Below are 21,111 nucleotides of genomic sequence, written 5' to 3'. Positions count from 1 at the left end.
CTTTCGCTACACACAACATACTCCAAAGCCGCATGGAAAGCTATTCACAATACCCACCAAAGATAACGATGCATTTTATGCCTTACCCCTAGCAGATCCAACAATGTATGTATCGTGCAATCATAGGCCTCACCCCCTTTACAAATTTTCCATTTGAGATAGAAAATCCATCATCTGATCTGGTATTTCTTCCGATGATGGGTTCGTTGTCGATTGTTCCGTAGTGCCACATATTCCTAATTCTCGAACACTTTCTTTTATCGTCTTTTGAATGACTTCTTCCATCCATTTCCGATCCTCTTTTTCCAGAATTGCCTGAACCAGATACTGGCTTTTCTGCCCTTCTGGAACACTTTGAAATTTCTCCCATGCCCTCTGGTGTTCTGGATTTTTCAGGTTCGGGCGGAACGAATATACCGGGCGTGTCATCTCGTCCACATCTGCTCTACAATCCGTTCATACCCTGTTGCGTTGGCATGGACGTCCTCTATAAAAACGGGGCGGCAAATCGCGTCCTGTGTGGTCACGTGGCGTTTTAAAATTGCAGAGCCTCCCCCCATAAATACGGTGGGTACTGCCCGGAGATCAAACCCGGATTCTGTCACCGCAGACAGTATTCTTTCTATATATTTCCGTCCGTTTTCCTGTATGATCCGTCTGGCCTCTTCTGCCATACTGCAAGATTCTCCCCGAAGCACACGCTCAATTTGAGTTTCTGTCACAGACAGTCCGGTATTTCTACGCACTTGTTCTGCTGTCTCATCAATACATCGGATTACTCCAAGTTCCAGACTTCTGCACGTTGCTGCATTCGGAACAGCATTGTCCAGCCTCATAAGGTCAACGGTCCAGCCACCAATATCAACAAGCAGAACAGACGGTTCATTCTTCAGATACTCTGGATGCAGAGCAAGCGCAGAGTATCCCTGTGGGAACAGTTTCACATCTTTTATTGTTATCTCATATAACTCACTTTCATATAAAAATCGCACTGGCTGCTCTTTCCGCAACAGATACTCCCTGAATCCCTGTTTCTCTCTTCCAAAACTTGAAAGCGGAAGTCCAACAGCCAGAATTACCTCTGTCTTTCGTTCCGCTTTCCGATGCTTGATTTCTTCTGCAATGGCTGCCAACGTCAGCAGATAATAATTATCATTTGACGTTTTATTTTTTACCAGCGTCTGTCTTCCCGTACCGCAGACATAATACTTTCCTTGATATTGCAGAACATTCTGCATGGTATACGGCTCGTAATCATACCCAATAATTCCACTTGGGAAAGACACTTGTCTTGTTTTAATGGCATAATAGCCATGATCAATTCCTATGATTATCGCAATCACATCCTTTCATTTTTTCTGTTTAACGTAAGGTCAAAAATGTTGTCACTGCTGCAACGGATCGTTGCAAAAGTGCCATTCGTGAACACTTTTCTATGTTCCAGCGTCCCAAAACCTGCGGAAAATCTGGCTTTTTTATACCACTATCGCCAGAGGAACACTACTGTTCCTTCCCAGCCGGTTATAAAAGATCCCTCTCCCGGCGGCGGTTAGGCCTGTCCGGGGGAGGGATATATCGCAAGTTTCCTTTTTGAACAATTGCCTGTCTTTTTATTTTTATGAGATGTTTTTCCTGCTTTTGTAAAATGGGAAGATACTCCGGTTCTGTCAAAAACTTCCGTATATAATTGCCCTTTTTTCCCAGCTTGTTATCATTTTTCAGCAGTTCTATTTCTACCATGTAATGGGTATCTGGATGAAATCTCTTCTCACACAAAATGCTGTCCCCTTTTATATAATCAGATTTAGCCGATTCTCTTGCTGCCGCCAAGAGTTCATAAATACTTACTTCCACCTCTTATCACCTCCCAAAAGACCAGAAAAAAGCAGACCTCTTAATCGAAGTCTGCTCCTGTCGGATATGGTAATCCTCTTTCTTCATATTTTTTATCGATATAATTTCGAATCCATTCCCTGTATTCTTCCGTTAATGCCAGTTCCTGAAATTCTAACAACCACTTTTCCCCTTTTGCTTCGTCATCAAGCCATCGATCTTCTATGCACTCCGGCTCATCTAACATTTTCATCATCGCTTCAAATGGCTCTTTTACATCATCACCAAATTCTTTCCATAAGGCGATTCCATAGTTCTCCAGTTCAAAAAATTCTGTCAGATATGTCAATCGTTCCATATCCCCCAATGTCATTCTTTTTTCACCTGACAATAATGCTCGATCTCTTTTGCCACATAGATTTAAAAATTTTCTCTTTTCCATCTCCACATCCATTATACTTTTACCTCTTCCTGTTAAAAATAATTCCTTATTACGAAACATTATAAAATTTAAATTCTTTAGAATCAATATATATGTTTCTGTATTACGAAACTTTTTATTTTATAAGGGGAGTTCATCATTATGCAAAAGATTAGACCAGATATGGATATTGGTAAAAATATCCAAGCAATTCGATATAAAAACAATATGACTCAAGACCAAGTAGTTGCAAAATTAAATCTTATGGGTATCTCCATCACCAAAAGTACCTATGCCAAACTGGAAACAAATCGCATGAACATTAAGGCATCTGAATTAGTTGCACTTGCAAAACTCTTTCATACCGATATCAATGCTTTCTTTTCCGGCTTGCTATAGTTCGACATTCCCCGACTCCCTGTGTATATAATAGCATATTAAAAATAAGAACCAGTCTATATTCTTATCGGATATAAACCAGTTCTTTTTTCTTATCAAATAATATAAAAGTGACAGGGAATTCAGATTCTTATCTTCTGTCACTCATGTAATTATTATTCTATTTTAAATTTAATGAATTTACCCATTCTTGAATTTCTTTTTCAATGTTATTTTCTATATAAACGTCATACACATTTTTCCACATTATCTGTGTATACTGTTATTTTCAACCCCATAATTATAACTTGGTACACGCTATACACTACTATAAACTGTACTCCATTTTATCCCAGTCAAAAACAATGGCCGCTTTCGCCCTGTTTAAAAAAGTTTTGATCCCGCCGCTTAAGTGCTCCAGCCGCTTTCCTACTTCCGTCACTTCTCGAAATGTTCTCGTATCAGAACCGTTCTTATGATCTACGACTGCTCCGTGAAATTTCTCATAGCCGCCCCTGCTCTTTCTCCACTGAAAATACTGAACCGAATCTGCTCCGTGCGCAACTGCCTGCATAGAAGAAAGCATGTGCATCCCCGGTCTTTTCAGCGGATTGTGAGAACGCCAGCTCACAGAAGAGGGCGTGCTTTCCATTAAAAGAAACGGCTCTCTTTTCAGACTTCTCATAAGAGCATTACCCGCAGATGTATATACCGCCTCCGGCACTTCATCTTTTCTCTCATGCCAAAACGGATAATTATCCCATGATATGATATCAACTGCATTTTTCAGAGTATTGTAATCAACTCCTTTGAAAAATCCCATCATATTCGTCGTTGTCGGAAGATCGGAAAATTCTCTCAATGCATCGGCTTCCATTTTGCAAAAATCTGTAATCTGCTCGGAAGAAAATCTCTTCCAATCTAAAGTCAACGCTGTCGTCAGACATTCGCCCTGCGGAGAAGGGCTGTGGATCTGATCCCAATCTGTATATTTGTGACTCCAAAATCCCGTCCACCACGACGCATTAAGCTTATCCAGTGTTCCGTACTTGTTTTTCAGCCATTCCCGAAACTTTTTCTGACATTTTTCACAATGACATGTGGAATCTTTGAAGTTTCCTCCGAACTCATTGGAAATATGCCAGAGGATCACATTTTCTTTCTTTCCGAATCGCTGCGCAAGAGCCCGGTCTATCTGCTTTACCTTCCGCCTCATGACCGGAGAGGAATAGCAGAAGTTATGGCGCTTCCCCGGCAGGTTTACCGTACCGTCCGCCTGCACCTGAAGCGTCTCGGGATACTTTTGTGTAAGCCAGTGCGGCATTCCTCCCGACGGAGTCGCCAAAACTACCTGTATCTTCCTCTCTCGGAGTTTATCTATAATTTCCTCCAGCCATTCAAACGTATAAACGTCCTCCTTAGGCTCTAACTCCGCCCAAGAAAACACTCCGAGCGTCACACAGTTTACATTTGCCTTATTCATCAACTTTAAATCTTCTTCCAATATCTCCGGATATTCGATCCATTGTTCCGGATTATAGTCTCCACCGTGTAATAAGTGTCCTCCTATCATAGTACAACCTCCTGTTTTCATTTCGGACAATGTGTGTTTTTGCCGCATTCCGGTAATAATACAGTCTCCAGCTCTTCTTTCTGCAATAAGTATGCCCCGAGATTTTTCAGATGTCAATTATAAAAAGAAACAGAGGCTTTCGGAATCATATCTCAAAAAGTCTCTGTTTCCACTTTATCGAAACATCGTTCGCAAGAACATTGTTTCTAATTATACTTCAAATATCAGATCTCCATAAGACGGCATCGGCCATGCCTCTTTATCAACGATCATCTCCAGCTTGTCGATCGGCGCACGCAGATCCTCCATTGCAGGGCACACTGTCTCATAATAATAAGCCGCTTTATCAGGACCGTCGTCCATGGAAGAAGCCGTCTCCGTCACTTTCTCAAGCTGTGCCTGAGCGCGGCTTGCTTCTTTGAGCAGCACGGTAATCTCATCAAGCGTCGCAAGCTGAACACTGGCATCCACACCTGCGGCTTTTACCGAATTAACCGTATCCGCCAGCGTCTTTGTATATTTAATGATCGCCGGAATAAACTGTTTTCTTCCCATATCGATCATCGTACGAGCCTCGATATTGAGCGCCTTTGAATAATTTTCATAGCGAATTTCCGCGCGGGATTCAAGCTCTGTGCGTGTAAATACTCCGAATTTCTCAAAAAGTTCTACCGACTTATCAGATACAAGCGCCGGGATCGACTCAACCATAGACTTAATGTTTGGAAGTCCTCTTCTTTGCGCTTCTTCTACCCATGCCTGTGAATATCCGTCTCCGTTAAAAATGATCTTCTGGTTCTCGATCGCATATTCCTTGATCAGGTCATGGATCGCTTTTTGAACGTCATCCGCCTGTTCCATAACATCACATGCTTCCGAAAACGCTTCCGCCACGATCGTATTGAGCACAATATTGGCAGATGCGATCGAGTCTCTCGAACCTACCATACGGAATTCAAATTTATTTCCCGTAAATGCAAACGGAGAAGTTCTGTTCCGGTCTGTCGCATCTTTCATCAGATCAGGAAGAGTACGCACACTCGTCTCCAGCTTTCCGCCTTTCAAACTATGTGTCGCCTCCCCTGTACTTACAAGCTGATCGATCACATCCTCGAGCTGCTCTCCAAGGAAAACGGAAATAATTGCCGGAGGCGCTTCATTTGCCCCAAGCCGGTGATCATTTCCCGGATCAGCCGCAGATTCTCTGAGAAGTTCCGCGTGTCTGTTGACCGCTTTCAAAACACATGTCAGAACAAGAAGGAACTGAATATTCTCATGCGGTGTCTTTCCCGGTTCGAGCATATTGATGCCATCGTCTGTTATCAGCGACCAGTTATTATGTTTTCCCGATCCATTCACCCCTGCAAACGGTTTCTCATGGAGCAGACATTTCATTCCGTGCCTGCTTGCCACCCGTTTCAAAGTCTGCATCACGATCTGATTATGGTCTACCGCAATATTCGCTTTTGCATAGATCGGAGCAAGCTCATGCTGAGCCGGCGCAGCCTCGTTATGCTGAGTTTTCGCCGTAACGCCTACCTTCCAAAGTTCTTCGTTTACATCTTTCATAAACGATGCGATTCTCTGTCTGATCGTTCCGAAATAGTGATCGTCCATCTCCTGACCTTTCGGAGGCATCGCGCCAAACAGCGTCCTTCCTGTATAGATCAGGTCTTTTCTCTGAAGAAACTTTTCTGAATCTACAAGGAAATATTCCTGTTCCGCACCGACAGACGGCGTCACTTTCTTTGAAGTTGTATTTCCGAATAAGCGAAGCAGACGCATTGCCTGCGTATCGAGCGCTTCCATCGAACGAAGAAGCGGTGTTTTCTGATCAAGCGCCTCTCCGGTATAAGAACAAAATGCAGTAGGGATGCACAGGATCGCGCCTGCCGCGTCTTCTCTTATAAATGCCGGAGAAGTACAATCCCACACTGTATACCCTCTTGCCTCAAACGTAGCTCTTAATCCTCCTGACGGAAACGAGGAAGCATCCGGTTCTCCTTTGATCAATTCTTTTCCCGAAAAACTCATAAGAACTTTTCCGCTTGGCTGGGGAGCCGATATAAATGAATCATGCTTTTCTGCCGTAACGCCTGTTAAAGGCAGGAACCAGTGTGTGTAATGCGTCGCGCCTTTTTCAATCGCCCACTCTTTCATCTCATGAGCTATGACATCGGCCGTCTCCAGATCAAGTTCCCTGCCCTCTTCGATCGTGTGCTTCAGATTTTTGTAAATCTTTTTCGGCAGACGCTCTTGCATCACTGTATCGTCAAAAACATTCTGTCCAAAAATTTCAGCTACATTGATTGCTTCTGTACTCATAATTCACCTTTCCTTCCTACCTTTTAACAAGACTGCATGAACGCTTTTTTGTATCAGACTACTCTATGTATTACTGCTTTTACAATATAATACAAAAAAGATTATGGCATACCATAAATCACCGGAAGCACCGAAGAGAACATTCCGGGATCGTAAGCAGCCGCCAAGATCTCTGGCACTCCCGTGCTTTAGCTCGTTGCTATTACAAAAAGGGCACTCCATGCTATGCTGGAACGCCCCTGTTCATGTCTCTGTCAGTCAGTATAACTCCGCCAACTAAAAAAGGCAAGTATTTTTTTGAAAAATTCAGCCGCCGAAAGCAGACGTCAGATATGCTGCGCCGCTGCTTAAGCTTGTCCGATAGAACCGAATAATTCCATTTTCTCTTTTACAGTAGCCATGATTGCGTCTGTACCCGGTTTAAGAAGTTTACGCGGGTCAAATCCTTTTCCTTCAAGGTCTTTTCCTGCTTCAACATACTCGCGTGTAGCTGCCGCAAACGCAAGCTGACACTCTGTATTTACATTAATCTTAGCAACGCCGAGGCTGATTGCCTTTTTGATCATATCTTCCGGAATACCTGTGCCTCCGTGAAGAACGAGCGGCATATCGCCTGTAAGCTGCTGGATCGCATCCAGAGTCTCAAAACTTAATCCTTCCCAGTTCTCCGGATATTTTCCGTGGATATTTCCGATACCTGCTGCAAGGAAATCGATTCCGAGATCGGAAACCATCTTACACTCCTGCGGATCGGCACACTCGCCTTTTCCGATTACTCCGTCTTCCTCTCCGCCGATAGAACCGACTTCTGCCTCGATGGACATGTTCTTCTCATGAGCGATCTTAACGAGCTCTTTTGTCTTCTCTACGTTCTCCTCGATCGGATAATGTGATCCATCGAACATGATAGATGAGAATCCTGCTTCGATACACTTCATACATCCTTCGTAGCTGCCGTGATCAAGATGCAGAGCAACCGGAACTGTGATTCCGAGTTCTTCCAGCATTCCGTTTACCATGCCTACAACTGTCTTATATCCTGTCATATATTTTCCGGCTCCTTCAGATACACCGAGGATTACCGGAGAGTTGCACTCCTGTGCTGTAAGAAGAATTGCTTTTGTCCACTCAAGGTTGTTGATATTGAACTGTCCTACTGCATAATGTCCTGCTTTTGCTTTTTGAAGCATTTCTGTTGCTGATACTAACATATTGTTTTCCTCCAATTCTCTTCTCCGCGCAGATACATCTCATAAGCAAGCTGCATCTGACCGAAAATGTTAATTTAAGCTCTGCGTTCATTATAGCTTATCTCTTAAAAAAAGACAATCAAAATTCGATTTATATTACAGACGTCACGAATGAAATTTCAAATAACGCTCTCATAACGATTTTACAATACTGTTTTCTTCATATTATATTTTGAAAATATCCATAATCCGCTCTTTATATAATGCCTATTATCATAATAAATATTTATGAATATATAGTTTATTATAATTTTACAAAATAACTATCCAAGTGTATAGTATGAATTAAGGGAACACTTTAAAATGCAATTTATGAAAGAAAAGAGGATGAAGTTATGATGTATGACGTAGTGATCATCGGAGCAGGACCGGCAGGGATCAGCGCGGGAATTTATGCGGCAAGCAGAGGAAAAAAAGTGTTGATCACAGAAAAAAACACCGTGGGAGGATTGATCGGAAAAGTATCTACCGTTACCCATTATGCGGGAATTATGACAGAAGAAACCGGAAGTTCTTTTGCCAAGAGACTGAAAATCCAGGCAGAAAATACAGGTATTGATATCATATACGAAGAAGTGACGCAAGTTGAGCTGCAGGGCAGCATTAAAAAAGTGTTCACAAAAGACGGCGCCTATGATGCAAAAAAAATCGTTCTGGCAAACGGTACAACCCCCAGAAAACTCAACATCCCCGGAGAAGCAGAACTTACCGGCAAAGGGATGGGAATGAACGCTCAAAGAGACGGAAGAAAATATACAGACAAAAACATTTACGTCGTAGGAGGCGCGGACGGAGCTGTAAAGGAAGCTCTGTATTTATCAAAATTTGCGAAACAAGTTACGATCATTCATTTTGAAGATACACTCGGCTGCATTGAGGAGTTTAAAAACAAAGCAGAACAAACTCCAAACATAAAACTGCGTTTAGGATCAAGACTTCACGCCGTATATGGAGCAGAACAGGTAGAAGCGTTGGAAATTTCCGATGAAAAGACAGGTTCTGTCGAAAAGATCGCAGACTGCGGATGCGGTATCTTTGTCTACGCCGGAACGACACCGAATACAGAGTTATATTCAGAATTAGAATTAGATAACGGATTTATCCCGGTTGATGAAAATATGGAAACAAACATAGCAGGAGTTTATGCAGTCGGAGATATCCGAGTAAAACAAGTACGTCAAGTATCAACGGCAGTCGCAGACGGAACAGTCGCGGGAATCCATTTGGCAAAATAAAAAAAGTCCGTAAATACGGACTTTCCAAATGACTCCGAGGGGAATCGAACCCCTGATTCCAGCGTGAGAGGCTAGCGTCTTGACCGCTTGACCACGGAGCCTTATTTATATTCGCTGTTTGGTGTTCCTCACAGCGAATATAAATATAACATATGTTTTTACTATATGCAAGTATTTTTTTAATTTTTTTGATTTATTTTTTACATTTTACTTTTTTACTTTTTCGGAATCCACTGATAAACCTGCCGCCACCTCTGAGTCAACTTTGATCTGCACGGCTTGCTTCTTATCTTTAACGGTAATTTCTTTGTGCGCCCCGCCAAATTCTCCGTCTAACGTCCACGGGATTTCTTCCTCTGACTCAAACTTAATTTCTCCCGTCTTAAACGAATACATCCGTTTTGAATCTAACTGTTTCATCACGATCGCGCCGAGAAGTTCATTCAATTCTATTGCGTTTTTCGGTGTCTTGATCAGCGTAACTTCAAATACTCCGTCGTCAAATACGATCTCCGGACCGATAATCCCCTTGAATCCACCGACAGATCGGGAATTTGTCACCATTCCGAATATAAACTCATCCTCTATCACTTCGCCGTCATGCGTGATCTTAATCTTATAAGACGGAATATTAAACACTCTTTTCGCGCCTTCCAAAATATACGCCATATGCCCAAGAACATTTTTCACATTCTGATCCGTGGCATAAGACACGTCCGTAAACAGTCCGAACGCTGCGATGTATGCAAAATAATCTTCCCCGAACATCCCTACATCACACGGGAAGACCGTTCCGTTTACCGCCGTCTCCGCCGCCTCAAGAATATCTTTCGGGATGCCGAGACTTGTCGCAAAATCATTCGTCGTCCCCGCCGGGATATATCCCAGCGGAACTTTACAGTTACAAAGCTGCATTCCTGTAACCGCCTCATCTAAAGTACCGTCTCCGCCGCTGCATACGATCAGATCATACTGACTCCCGCTTTCTTGTATTTTTTCAGCCGCATCATATCTTTTCTGTGTCGGATAAACAGTCACTTCATATCCGCTCTTCGTAAAAATATCCAAAACATCCGCAAGTTTAGGTTTTAATTTTCCCGTACCGGCATTCGGATTATAGATAAATAACATTTTTTTCATACTGCGTCACCGCCCCTATACTTTGTTATTTCCATCTCGTGAAAAGAGAGGACTGCACACAGATGTACAGCCCTCCTCCTTTTATTCGTTTTATCCATCCACTCTATTTTCTGCCTTTTGCAAAAAATGTTTTTATACCTTCAGCCGCTCGCTGCTCGTCTTCTCCATCTGTCACAACAGTGATCTCTTCCCCATCGGCAAGACTCAGACTCATCATACCCATAATACTTTTTGCATTAATGTGTTTCTCTCCGACCTGAATATAAATCGTACTTGCGTACTGACTTGCTTCCTGAACAAGCAATGCGATCGGACGTCCATCAAAATCTTCTTCCGTCTTTACTACAACAGGTGTCTTAATCATAATAATCCTCCTTGTTTCTGCCTGAGACTCTCTGCCATTTCGCTCAGTTTTCTCAGCCTGTGATTGATCCCCGACTTCCCGACAGGAGGAGTAAGACTCTCTCCCAGTTCTTTTAACGTAGCGTCGGGATGATCCAGCCTTGCATATGCCGCTTCAACCAGATTATCCGGCATATTTTCAAAACCGATCATATCTCTGAGATATGTAATATCCTCGACTTGTTTTACCGCCGCGGACACCGTCTTATTAATATTGGCAGTCTCGCAGTTCACCTTCCTGTTTACGGAATTACGCATCTCTTTCAGAATCCTTACATTCTCCAATTCCATAAGAGCTACATGCGCTTCCATTACATTCAATATATCTACTATCTGAGATCCTTCCTTCAAATAAACAACATAAGACTTTTTTCTGCGTACAATCTTAGCGTCAAGACCAAAACTGCATATAACCGACCTGATCTGCTCGGCAATCTCCGAAATCGTGCATACAATTTCAAAATGGTATGATTTATTCGGATCACTCATAGAGCCTGCCGCCTGAAATACGCCTCGCAGAAATGCTCTTCTGCAGCAGACCTGACGGATTATAAGAGGATTAAATCCGCAAATCGCATCCGTTCCCACCTGCTGTTCTCCGATCATCTTCGTTGCCTGAAGGACTCTGAGCGCATCCTCGTGACTTTTTATCACGACAAGATATGATACACTCTCTCTTTTTACATTTCTCTTTACAGAGATATCAGTTCTTATATTAAATGTTTTTTTTAACAATGTAAAGACTTTTCTTGCAACAACGATATTTTCCGAATGAATCTTAATATGATATCTGTCAAAACTGTCAATCGATACTGTTCCGCACATGCCGATAAACGCAGCTAGTTCTGCGATCCGGCAATGTCTCGCCTGACTGATGTTCTCAGAAAGTTCTTCTCTGACTTTTCCCGAAAAAGACATCGTCTCACTTCCTTTTTGTAATTGTATCTTTCTCAATATCGCGGTGTTCAATACGCACCCCGTAATTTTCCTGTTTTTCCAAAACTTTATACAACGCGTTCGCCAACGTTACGGAACGATGTTTTCCTCCCGTACAGCCGATCGAAATAACAAGCTGGTTTTTACCTTCCAGAATATAGTTCGGAATCAGAAATTCTGTCATGTCCTTTAATTTGTCCAAAAACTGTTCCGCCTTTTCATTTCCCATTACATAATCCTGAACTTCCGGATCATTTCCCGTCTTCTCCCGAAGTCCGTCTATATAATAAGGATTGGGCAAAAAACGCACGTCAAATACGAGATCCGAATCGCTTGGAATCCCATACTTGAAACCAAATGACATAACTGTAATATAAAGATTACAAAAGTTTTGTCCCTTCACAAAAATCTTCTCAAGTTCCAGTTTCAATTCTCTCGTAAGCATCTTACTTGTATCCAATATATAAGTCGCTCTCATCTTCAAGAACATGATCTTTTCTCGTTCTTTTGCAATCCCTGTATCAACACGCCCGGAACCGCTCAACGGATGCTGACGTCTTGTCTCTTTATACCGTTTAATAAGCACATCGTCCTGCGCGTCAAGAAAAAGAATCTCGTACTCGATCTCTTTGACATCCATCTCATCAAGAACATCTTTCAGTCCTCCGAAATCCTGTCCTCCTCTGATATCAATCCCGAGCGCAATCTTTTTCACTTCTTCGTCCGGTTCGCTGAACATCTCCACAAAACGCGGAAGAAGCGGGATCGGCAGATTGTCTACACAAAAATACCCCATATCCTCCAACATTTTAAGCGCTGTCGATTTTCCTGCCCCTGACATTCCCGTCACGATAACAAAACGCATTGTTAAAACTCTCCTATCCTTCTTACTTCCGGTTCTAACCGTACCCCGAACTTCTCTTCCACTCTATCCGCAACATCTTTCATCAACTGCATGACTTCCGCTGCCGTAGCATTTCCTCTGTTGATAACAAATCCGCAGTGTTTTTCAGACACTTGAGCGTCTCCGACTCTATATCCCTGCATACCGGAATCCTGTATCAGTTTTCCCGCAAAATACCCTTCCGGGCGCTTAAACGTACTGCCGGCGCTTCCAAATTCAAGCGGCTGCTTTGTAACGCGTCGTTCCTTTAAATCTTCCATATATGCACGGATCTCCTGCCGATCTCCTTTCTCCAGTTTCAAAACCGCAGACAGAGCCACATAATCATTTTTCGCAATAACACTTGTTCTATATCCCATACCAAGTTCTTCATTCGTCAAATTTAAAACTTCGCCTTCAGACGTAAGCACTTCCGCACTTTCGACGATCTGTTTCATCTCTCCGCCGTATGCTCCCGCATTCATACGAAGCGCGCCGCCGAGCGTTCCCGGAATGCCCGATGCAAATTCCATCCCTGTAAGCGACGCCTCGCACGCAACAGCAGCCGTTTTTGATAAAAGAGCTCCCGCCTGTGCATAAACGCGCTCTCCGTCTGCATACACATCGCTCATCTGCTTAAAGACCTGTACGATCACTCCCCGAAATCCTTTGTCACCTACAAGCAGATTACTCCCGTTTCCCATAATATAATATGGGGTAGAGCACTCCCGGCACACAGCAACGATCCGGCGGATCTCTTCTATCTTCGACGGCTGAATAAAATAATCTGCCGGTCCGCCAATGCGAAATGTCGTATGCATCTTCATCGGTTCGTCTTTTAATACATTACCTTCTCCTGATATTTCACATAATGCTTTATACAACTCCATAAATATCTCCATATTTCTGTTTTTTATATATTAATTATCTTCATTATAATGATACATTATAATTCACGCCTAATGCAAAGTAAAGCGAAACGTCACCGATTACCGCCGCATATCCGATTTTACTGATATTATCGGATTCTCTTCTCCGTTCCTTGTCATTATTATCCGCTCCTTGTCATTATTATCCGATTCTTGCAAATTTCTCCAAAAGAGTGTATACTGATGAGGTATCTATATTTTTGCATGCCATAAAATGGCTTATTTTATTTTTTATTAAAAAGGAGTGAATTTAGAACTGTGGATTCTGGTGACAGTTTTCAACTAATTATACTTATAATTCTTTTAGTGCTTTCAGCATTTTTTTCATCAAGCGAGACAGCGCTCATGTCCGTAAATAAAATACGGCTGCGTTCCCTTGCCGAATCAGGCAACAAGCGGGCCGCCCTGGCTCTTGATATTGTGGAGAATAAAACTTCCAAAATGCTGAGCGCCATTCTGATCGGAAACAATATCGTCAACCTTTCCGCATCGGCAATCGCTACCTCTCTCGCCTATTCATTCGGCGGTTATATGGTCAGCATTGCCACTGCTGTTTTAACGGTTATGATCCTTGTCTTCGGAGAGATTACCCCTAAAAATTACGCTACAATGAACACGGAAAAATTAACTCTAAAATTTATACCGATCATCCGATTCTTTATGATCGTTTTGACTCCGTTTATTTTCATCATCAACCTTTTTTCGCGCGCATTTATGTTTCTGCTCCGTATCGATCCGAACGCAGCTTCAACCGCAATGACAGAGGACGAGCTTCGTACGATCGTCGATGTAAGTCACGAAGACGGAGTAATCGAATCAGACGAAAAAGAGATGATCTACAACGTGTTCGATCTCGGCGATGCCAACGCAAAAGATATTATGGTTCCCCGCGTTCACGTTACATTCGCAGAAGTAAATAATACTTACGAAGAGTTGATCGCCATTTTCCGCGAAGATAAGTTCACACGTCTTCCTGTTTATGAAGATACTCCGGACAATATCGTCGGTATTATTAATATGAAAGATCTTCTGCTCTATAACAAAAAGACAGAGACGTTCAACATTCGTGATATTATGCGCGAGCCGCATTTCACATATGAATACAAAGATATTTCCGAACTTCTTGTGGAAATGCGGGATTCTACTTTTAACATCGCCATTGTCCTTGACGAATATGGCGAAATGGCAGGACTGATCACACTGGAAGATATTCTGGAAGAAATCGTAGGCGAGATTCATGACGAATACGACGAAAAAGAGGACGATATGTTCCGACAGATTTCCGAACAAGAATATATCATCGAAGGATCTATGAATCTGGACGATATAAACGACCGTCTGGAAACGGATCTTGTATCCGAAGATTACGATTCCCTCGGCGGATTTATCATCGAACATCTGGATCGCCTCCCTGAAGTCGGAGATGAAGTATGTACCGATAACGGAATTCGCCTTATCGTGGAGGCGCTTGATAAAAACCGGGTAGAATCTGTTCGTATGTATCTTCCAGAAAAACATGATGCTGACAACAAAAGCGAACTTTCTTCCTCTGAAAGCGCCGCACAGACAGCTTTCACCGAGGAAAAATAATACATCTTATACCTATATCGAATATAAATGAGCATATAAAAATTCCGTATCTCGATCTTACCGATCTTGATACGGAATTTTTATTATGTCTTTCTTTTAAATCTTATTATATCAGCGATAACCAATCACTTGCACAGCATCAGTCTTCTTTCTTTCTAACAGCTGCCATAACAGCGCCTGCTGCCAACGCCAGTCCTGCGATCGGAACGATCGGTGATCCTGCCGTGTCTCCTGTCTGCACTGCTTTATCATCATCCTTCGGATCTTCCTGATTCGGATTTTCCGCTGCTTTTTCAAAGTTCGCTTTCAAAGTCAGCGTTCTGTCAACTTTAAACGTAAACTCCGCTTTATCTGAAACTGCTTTTCCGTCTACCGTCCAGTTCACGAATTTGTATCCTTCTTTTGCCGCTGCCGTTGCAGTTACAACGTCTCCTTCTTTATAGCTGTCTTTTTCCGGATTAAGCTTCACAGTTCCCATCTTCGAATCGTTTACACTGACTGTAATCGTGTACTCTTCTTTTTCCACCGGCGGCGTTACCTCTTTCTTTGTCACTTCAACTTTGATTTCAGCTTTCAGATTCTTCGTATTCGTAACATTTTCAGGAAGTTTTCCAAGTGTTCCGCTTAACGTATATGTCTTTTCCGCTTCACCTTTGTATTCTCCCTTTTCCCATGTCACTTCTACGTCTGCCGTCTCTGCTTTCTCGCCTTCTCCGAAATGTACGGTCACTATCTTCGGAAGGTCTTTCTTAAGATCTTCAAATGTTGTTCCTTCTTCTACCGTCACTTTTTCCGGTTTTTCAACGGATATAACATCTTTTGTCTCAACCGGCGGCGTTACCTCTTTCTTTGTCACTTCAACTTCGATCTCAGCTTTCAGATTCTTCGTATTCGTAACATTTTCAGGAAGTTTTCCAAGTGTTCCGCTTAACGTATATGTCTTTTCTGCTTCTCCTTTATATTCTCCCTTTTCCCATGTCACTTCTACGTCTGCCGTCTCTGCTTTCTCGCCTTCTCCGAAATGTACGGTCACTATCTTCGGAAGGTCTTTCTTAAGATCTTCAAATGTTGTTCCTTCTTCTACCGTCACTTTTTCCGGTTTTTCAACGGATATAACATCTTTTGTCTCAACCGGCGGCGTTACCTCTTTCTTTGTCACTTCAACTTCGATCTCAGCTTTCAGATTCTTCGTATTCGTAACATTTTCAGGAAGTTTTCCAAGTGTTCCGCTTAACGTATATGTCTTTTCTGCTTCTCCTTTATATTCTCCCTTTTCCCATGTCACTTCTACGTCTGCCGTCTCTGCTTTCTCGCCTTCTCCGAAATGTACGGTCACTGTCTTCGGAAGGTCTTTCTTAAGATCTTCAAATGTTGTTCCTTCTTCTACCGTTACTTTTTCCGGTTTGTCGATAGATGTAACATCTTTTGTTTCAACCGGCGGCGTTACATTATCTTTTTCAAATTTCGCTGTCAGCGCATAATTTCCCGATACCGTAAATTCGTACTCTGCATCTGTAGAAACCGGAGTTTCTGCATTAGATGAATGATACCATCCTACAAAATGATAATCTTTATCAGGAGTTGCTTTTACCGTTACTTTCGCTCCTTTATCCACCTCAAACGGTTTTCCTGCTTCTGCTCCGACAATCTCGGCTTTTCCGCCTTTTTCTGCATTTACGAAAATTGTATTCTTTCCGGATTCGACAACTTGAATCTCATCGCCTACATTGAATTCAGACACTGCTACCCATCCGTCATTGGACGCTTTCGCAACAAACTTGAATCCATATACAGTCTGCTTATTAAAACGGAATACTTTCTGCGTCTTATCTGCCGCAAATTGTGCGTCTGTGACAACTTTCTTCATTTCTCCGTCTTTCTCTGTCTGAATATATAAGTCTGCCTTTGTTACATATCCGCTTGGCTGATCTTGTCTCGGTGTAAATGCGATCCTGTCGATCTCATAACCTTTGTCAAACTTTGCCTGTGCGAATATCGTATCTACCGTACCCTGACCTGTCGGCGCTCCGTCATGAAGTCTTCCGTTTGTCTCTCCTGCTCCCGCCTGCCACTCTGAGTGCCACTTTGTATCCGCTTTTCCGTCAAACGCCTTTGTAACTTCACCTTCTGTCGCAGAATTGTTGGAATATTCTGAGTCTGTAGTAATAGTCCAATCTTTTTTATTATACTTATCTTCTGTATTCACTGCCGATACAACAACATTGTCGATCTTTCCTGCAAGCGCATTTGTCTTAGATCCGATTCGCTCAATCGGAAGCGCAAACGTAGCGTTTTTAATTCCTTCTTTCTTCACCTGACCGTTATGCACGAATTTTCCGACAGCCGTTCCTACGGATCGACCGTCTGCAAATAATTCTGTCTTTTGCTGTGTAGAAACAATTTTCAGATTGACTTTCTTTCCTACCGGAAGTTCATAATCGAAATAATAATCGTAAAGCTCTCTTGTAAATCCTAATTTTCCGTTTTCCATCACCCGGATATCGTGCGTTCCGTACGCCGGATCTGCCTCAAACAGAATATCTCCCGGTTTGGAAGGCTTGTTCAGTTCAAGATCAAAGGAAATAGCATTGCCGTTTCCAAGCTGCTCGATCGGAGTTGTGACATAACTTTCTTCATCGCCAAGATTCAATACGCCATCTTTGACTTCCGCGCCTTTTCCTTCTTTCAGATCTCGTTTATTCTCTGAACTGTCTTTCATATCAGCGAACTCATATTTCTCATACTCTTCGCCTTTTTTCTCCTCCTGATAATACGGATTCGTATTCGGACCTGTTCCCATCTTCTCTGCAAGAGCTGTCAGCTTTGCCGAAGTTCCTTTTTCCTGTCCTGTTGCCGCCCAGGTTTTCTCTGCGTAGAACGGCATCGCATCGAAGAATCTCCAATACAGATCAGACTCGGAAAGTCCCGAAGCTTTTCTGTCAATGTTGTCGCTCCACAGGGCAAATGCCGCGCCGAGCATCTGATCGTCTCCTGAAGGAACCGCTTTATAAGCTCCGTTTTTCGTTCTTACATTATTTACTTTAAAGTCTTTAAAAATACGGCCTATGTCCAGCAAATCTCCGTAAGCATTTTTTCTTGTGAGACTTCCGTCCGGAACGAGATATCCGTGATCGTCGATCGTATTGATCAGATCATATCCCATATTGTACATATCGATTCCGTCTGCCCAGTCTTTTGACCAAAGATTGATCTGAACGCCATCAATAGCGTCTTTGTTGATCTCTGTCGGCGGATTGTCTTTGATCTGCGTCAAGCCGCCCCACATACGAACGGTATTCGTTTTGTCTACATATGGTATGATCTCGTTGACAAACTCTCTGTATGATTTTGCATCCGCCATAAACTCATCCGCTCCGATGTGAACAACCGTATCTGCATCGAAAGTCGGATTCGTTCCCTTTGTATAATCGTCAAAAATTTCCTTGATCTTCGTAACCGCAGCGTCGTTTGTCAGATCAAAATGATCGATCAGCGGGTTGTTGTTATGAAGCTTATTGCTCACTTTCAATTCCGGCCAGATCTTTGTAAATGACAATGCATGCGCCGGAACGTCGATCTCCGGAACAATATTCATTCCTACCGCGCGTTCGTCTGCGATAAATTTCTTGAACTGTTCTTTTGTAATCGAGTAATCTTTCGCAGTAGGACTTTCTCCTGCTTCGTTTGTCAATCCGGATTCAAGACGAAATGCCTCGTACGCACTAAACGCATTGTTTTCCGTTCCATTTTTTCCGTATTCGCCAAGCCAGATATAGTTATCCGACAAATGCGCCTGAAAATCATTCATCTTATAATAACGCATCGTCCTTGTGATCTCTTTCATCATCTCAAGAGAAACCGGCTTGCGGGCAACGTCTAAAAGAAATCCTCTCGTCTCGTATCTCGGATAGTCGCGCATCGTACCGATACTATATCCGCCGTCTTCACTTCCCTTATACATCTGAAGGATCGTCTGCATACCGTACATATTACCTGTCACAGAGACAGACTGTACGTCGATCCTGTCGGATTTGATATCCATCGTATAACCTTCGTCGCCAAGAAGCTCATCAGGCGCGGCTTTCTTAAAGTTAAAGGCATTTGCCTTTCCTTCGCTGCTCTTGCCTGCTTTTAACTCTTTGCCTGTAAAATCCTTATAATCCGATACAAATTCATCTACAATCGCTTTTAATGAATCATCACTGTATGTTACTTCCGTAAGTGTATCAACCGACACTTTCTGATCGGATTCCGAAAACCACTCCTGTATCTCCGGAATAACCGAAGGTTTCGCATTTTTCGCCTTTGTAGTATCTTTCGTACCTTCTACCGTAAATGCAAGATCTCCGGTATTTTTCACATTTCCTGTTTTTGTCTCAGTTACATTGAAAGAAATCTGCACTTCTTTGTCCGTCATCGGATGAACAACAGGAAGTTTTCCTGTCTCTTTATCCGCCTCTCCGATGATCTGCTCAAAATCAGCTCCGTTCGACTCGATCGTAAATCCGTCCGGTACATTCGGCAGTGTAAATTCATTTACATCTTTTGCAATCTTAGTGCCTTTGATCGAAGCAACAACCTCGTCAAGTGTCTGACCCTGCGGCGTCTCAGACTGATCATTGGAATATGCTCTCACTTCCAGAATACTGATGTTGTTATATCCGTTCTGTCCTTCAATGTCAATCTGAAGATCAAAGTTCGTCATCTTGAAGCTCTTCATATAAACAGGCGTCTCAAAAATGTGCTGTACATTTGTCACATAGCCTGTCTTGCCGCTTTCTGTCGATTTCGCGTTGCTGATCTTAACCGTATGCTCTGTTCCTGCCGCATCTGCATAAACAAGATCAAAGGACTTCACATTAGACGGCATCGGCGCCACGTCTCGAGTATGAAGATCAAAATCCAGCTCTTTTACAAGCGTCACCTTCGGAAATGTTACCGTTACCGTCTGCTTACTTGCTTCCGAATAGTCCGAAGCCCAGCGCGTCTGGTTGTTGCCGTCTTTAATATTAGAAACCGGAAGCGAAGATGCCTCTGTCGTAGACGCTTCCGCCGTAACGCCTGCTGCATTCACATGATTCTTATTCTCTGCCGCTTCGATATCGGACTCCTCTCCGTAAATTTCTATTTCGCTAAGTCCGATATTGCTCCAGAAATCATCCGGTCCTCTATCCGCCTTGTTCACTGTGATCTTAACTGCAGTCACAACTTCCTGCGCGTCCTCTGCCACTGTGATCGTCTGCTCTGACGGCGCATATGTATCTTCATCCGTCTTTTGATAAATATTTTTGTACTCGCCGCTCATCGTCTTCACATCAACTTTCCACTGCTTGATGTTATTCTGATGATTTCCGGCTGCTCCCGTTCTCTCCCAAAACACCTTGATTTCGCTTACTTTCGTCGGCTTTTCAAGTGTCACTTCTATCCACTCGTTTGTCACTTTGTTCTGTGATGTGCCCCAATGCGTACCTTTATTTCCATCAATCGCCTTAGCCGCCGATGTGGAATCAGCCTCTGCTTCGCTTGCCGCAGCTGTACCTTTTAACGCAAGATTTTCTTTTTCCGCTTTCGTATCATTTTCCTCAGCCTGTACCTTTTCAGGCGTAAAGAAAAATCCCGGAACAGCCGCTCCGCTGCTTACGACCATAGCCGCTGCCAACAAACAGCTCACTACTTTCTTTTTCATACACTTTCTCCTTTTTAATCTTTGTTACGGTGATTTAGACATAATCTATGTTTTTCACAAAACACCGAGCATAATCATATTCATTATAACACCTTTACATTTTTCAGGTATATTTTATTTACACAAAATATAATTTTTGTATACTTTTTCTATTTTAAATCATATTTTTTGTGCATTTCGACAATTCAAAAGGGGATTTTCTTTGCTTCCCTTTCGCCATTAAGCTACTCTGATATTTTTTAATGGTGAAAATTGAATAGATAAAAGATCATTGCTTCTAATTAGTAAGTATGTTATGATAATCCCACTTACAGAAATTCTTTCTGTGGAAGCTACCGGCAGCTTCGCCGACCTGAGGAATTCCCTCAAAATTACCCGATACAATACAACAACAGTTTTTGCGTGGATAGCCTTGTAGAACAGTTCTTTTTTTCGTATACTGATTTTTAAGAGAAGGTCTTAAAAAAGAGAAAAAATTTTCTTTTTCAGAGGAAGACTTTTGACGAAAGCAAGCTTAAAAGCAGCAAGTT

General features: G+C 42.6%; 16 protein-coding genes and 1 tRNA gene. 3 read left to right on the top strand and 14 right to left on the bottom strand.

Annotated features, from left to right (window positions below; genetic code table 11):
- Window positions 1–138 precede the first annotated feature (138 nt).
- The 4 genes from ACH9UM_RS01720 to ACH9UM_RS01705 all read right to left on the bottom strand — a co-directional run bounded on the left by ACH9UM_RS01720 (window position 139) and on the right by ACH9UM_RS01705 (window position 2,206).
- The gene (locus ACH9UM_RS01720; protein WP_015513323.1) at window positions 139–429 is read right to left on the bottom strand and encodes a hypothetical protein; all 291 of its coding nucleotides are present in this window, start codon (window positions 427–429) and stop codon (window positions 139–141) included.
- Entirely contained in the window at window positions 426–1,334 is a 909-nt protein-coding gene (locus ACH9UM_RS01715) for a ParM/StbA family protein (protein WP_208728885.1), read from the bottom strand. The genes ACH9UM_RS01720 and ACH9UM_RS01715 overlap by 4 nt, the downstream gene beginning before the upstream one ends.
- A gap of 187 nt (window positions 1,335–1,521) precedes the next feature.
- Window positions 1,522–1,854: a DUF5720 family protein gene (locus ACH9UM_RS01710; RefSeq protein ID WP_368179641.1), complete on the bottom strand. Its 333-nt coding sequence runs from the start codon at window positions 1,852–1,854 to the stop codon at window positions 1,522–1,524.
- 40 nt (window positions 1,855–1,894) lie between these two features.
- On the bottom strand, window positions 1,895–2,206 hold the full coding sequence (locus tag ACH9UM_RS01705) for a hypothetical protein (RefSeq protein ID WP_215727210.1): 312 nt from the start codon (window positions 2,204–2,206) through the stop codon (window positions 1,895–1,897).
- Between the two features lie 210 nt (window positions 2,207–2,416).
- On the opposite strand from ACH9UM_RS01705, the gene ACH9UM_RS01700 reads away from it, so the two are divergent.
- Window positions 2,417–2,653: a helix-turn-helix domain-containing protein gene (locus ACH9UM_RS01700; protein WP_005341369.1), complete on the top strand. Its 237-nt coding sequence runs from the start codon at window positions 2,417–2,419 to the stop codon at window positions 2,651–2,653.
- A 307-nt stretch (window positions 2,654–2,960) separates the two neighbouring features.
- Here ACH9UM_RS01700 and ACH9UM_RS01695 read toward each other — a convergent pair whose 3' ends face one another.
- The 3 genes from ACH9UM_RS01695 to fba all read right to left on the bottom strand — a co-directional run bounded on the left by ACH9UM_RS01695 (window position 2,961) and on the right by fba (window position 7,741).
- Window positions 2,961–4,205 (bottom strand): beta-galactosidase, encoded by a 1,245-nt coding sequence (locus tag ACH9UM_RS01695; protein ID WP_400091777.1) that lies wholly within the window; start codon window positions 4,203–4,205, stop codon window positions 2,961–2,963.
- A gap of 210 nt (window positions 4,206–4,415) precedes the next feature.
- Entirely contained in the window at window positions 4,416–6,530 is a 2,115-nt protein-coding gene (locus ACH9UM_RS01690; protein ID WP_004847589.1) for a glutamine synthetase III, read from the bottom strand.
- A gap of 347 nt (window positions 6,531–6,877) precedes the next feature.
- Complete coding sequence (gene fba / locus ACH9UM_RS01685; RefSeq protein ID WP_004847590.1) at window positions 6,878–7,741, bottom strand: class II fructose-1,6-bisphosphate aldolase; 864 nt, start codon at window positions 7,739–7,741, stop codon at window positions 6,878–6,880.
- Window positions 7,742–8,115: 374 nt separating this feature from the next.
- Between fba and ACH9UM_RS01680 the strand changes: the two genes are divergently transcribed.
- On the top strand, window positions 8,116–9,015 hold the full coding sequence (locus ACH9UM_RS01680; protein WP_004847591.1) for an NAD(P)/FAD-dependent oxidoreductase: 900 nt from the start codon (window positions 8,116–8,118) through the stop codon (window positions 9,013–9,015).
- A gap of 29 nt (window positions 9,016–9,044) precedes the next feature.
- On the opposite strand, the gene ACH9UM_RS01675 is transcribed toward ACH9UM_RS01680, so the two are convergent.
- From ACH9UM_RS01675 to murB, 6 genes are all read right to left on the bottom strand, one after another.
- Window positions 9,045–9,116, bottom strand: a tRNA-Glu gene (locus tag ACH9UM_RS01675).
- Between the two features lie 106 nt (window positions 9,117–9,222).
- Window positions 9,223–10,155: a diacylglycerol kinase family protein gene (locus ACH9UM_RS01670; protein WP_004847592.1), complete on the bottom strand. Its 933-nt coding sequence runs from the start codon at window positions 10,153–10,155 to the stop codon at window positions 9,223–9,225.
- A gap of 103 nt (window positions 10,156–10,258) precedes the next feature.
- Complete coding sequence (locus ACH9UM_RS01665) at window positions 10,259–10,519, bottom strand: HPr family phosphocarrier protein (protein ID WP_004847593.1); 261 nt, start codon at window positions 10,517–10,519, stop codon at window positions 10,259–10,261.
- Window positions 10,516–11,475 carry a DNA-binding protein WhiA gene (gene whiA / locus ACH9UM_RS01660; protein WP_004847594.1) on the bottom strand — a complete coding sequence of 320 codons (960 nt, stop codon included), beginning with the start codon at window positions 11,473–11,475 and terminating at the stop codon, window positions 10,516–10,518. The genes ACH9UM_RS01665 and whiA overlap by 4 nt, the downstream gene beginning before the upstream one ends.
- Window positions 11,476–11,479: 4 nt before the next feature.
- Window positions 11,480–12,358: an RNase adapter RapZ gene (rapZ, locus tag ACH9UM_RS01655; protein ID WP_004847595.1), complete on the bottom strand. Its 879-nt coding sequence runs from the start codon at window positions 12,356–12,358 to the stop codon at window positions 11,480–11,482.
- A 2-nt stretch (window positions 12,359–12,360) separates the two neighbouring features.
- Window positions 12,361–13,266: a UDP-N-acetylmuramate dehydrogenase gene (gene murB, locus ACH9UM_RS01650; protein ID WP_009242385.1), complete on the bottom strand. Its 906-nt coding sequence runs from the start codon at window positions 13,264–13,266 to the stop codon at window positions 12,361–12,363.
- Window positions 13,267–13,563: 297 nt separating this feature from the next.
- Between murB and ACH9UM_RS01645 the strand changes: the two genes are divergently transcribed.
- On the top strand, window positions 13,564–14,895 hold the full coding sequence (locus ACH9UM_RS01645; protein ID WP_009242386.1) for an HlyC/CorC family transporter: 1,332 nt from the start codon (window positions 13,564–13,566) through the stop codon (window positions 14,893–14,895).
- Between the two features lie 139 nt (window positions 14,896–15,034).
- Here ACH9UM_RS01645 and ACH9UM_RS01640 read toward each other — a convergent pair whose 3' ends face one another.
- Window positions 15,035–20,581 carry an Ig-like domain-containing protein gene (locus tag ACH9UM_RS01640; protein WP_004847598.1) on the bottom strand — a complete coding sequence of 1,849 codons (5,547 nt, stop codon included), beginning with the start codon at window positions 20,579–20,581 and terminating at the stop codon, window positions 15,035–15,037.
- Between the last annotated feature and the right edge of the window lie 530 nt (window positions 20,582–21,111).

The organism is Mediterraneibacter torques, from assembly GCF_044591705.1.
GTDB lineage: Bacteria > Bacillota > Clostridia > Lachnospirales > Lachnospiraceae > Mediterraneibacter > Mediterraneibacter torques.
This window is presented reverse-complemented; position numbering and strand designations above follow the sequence as displayed.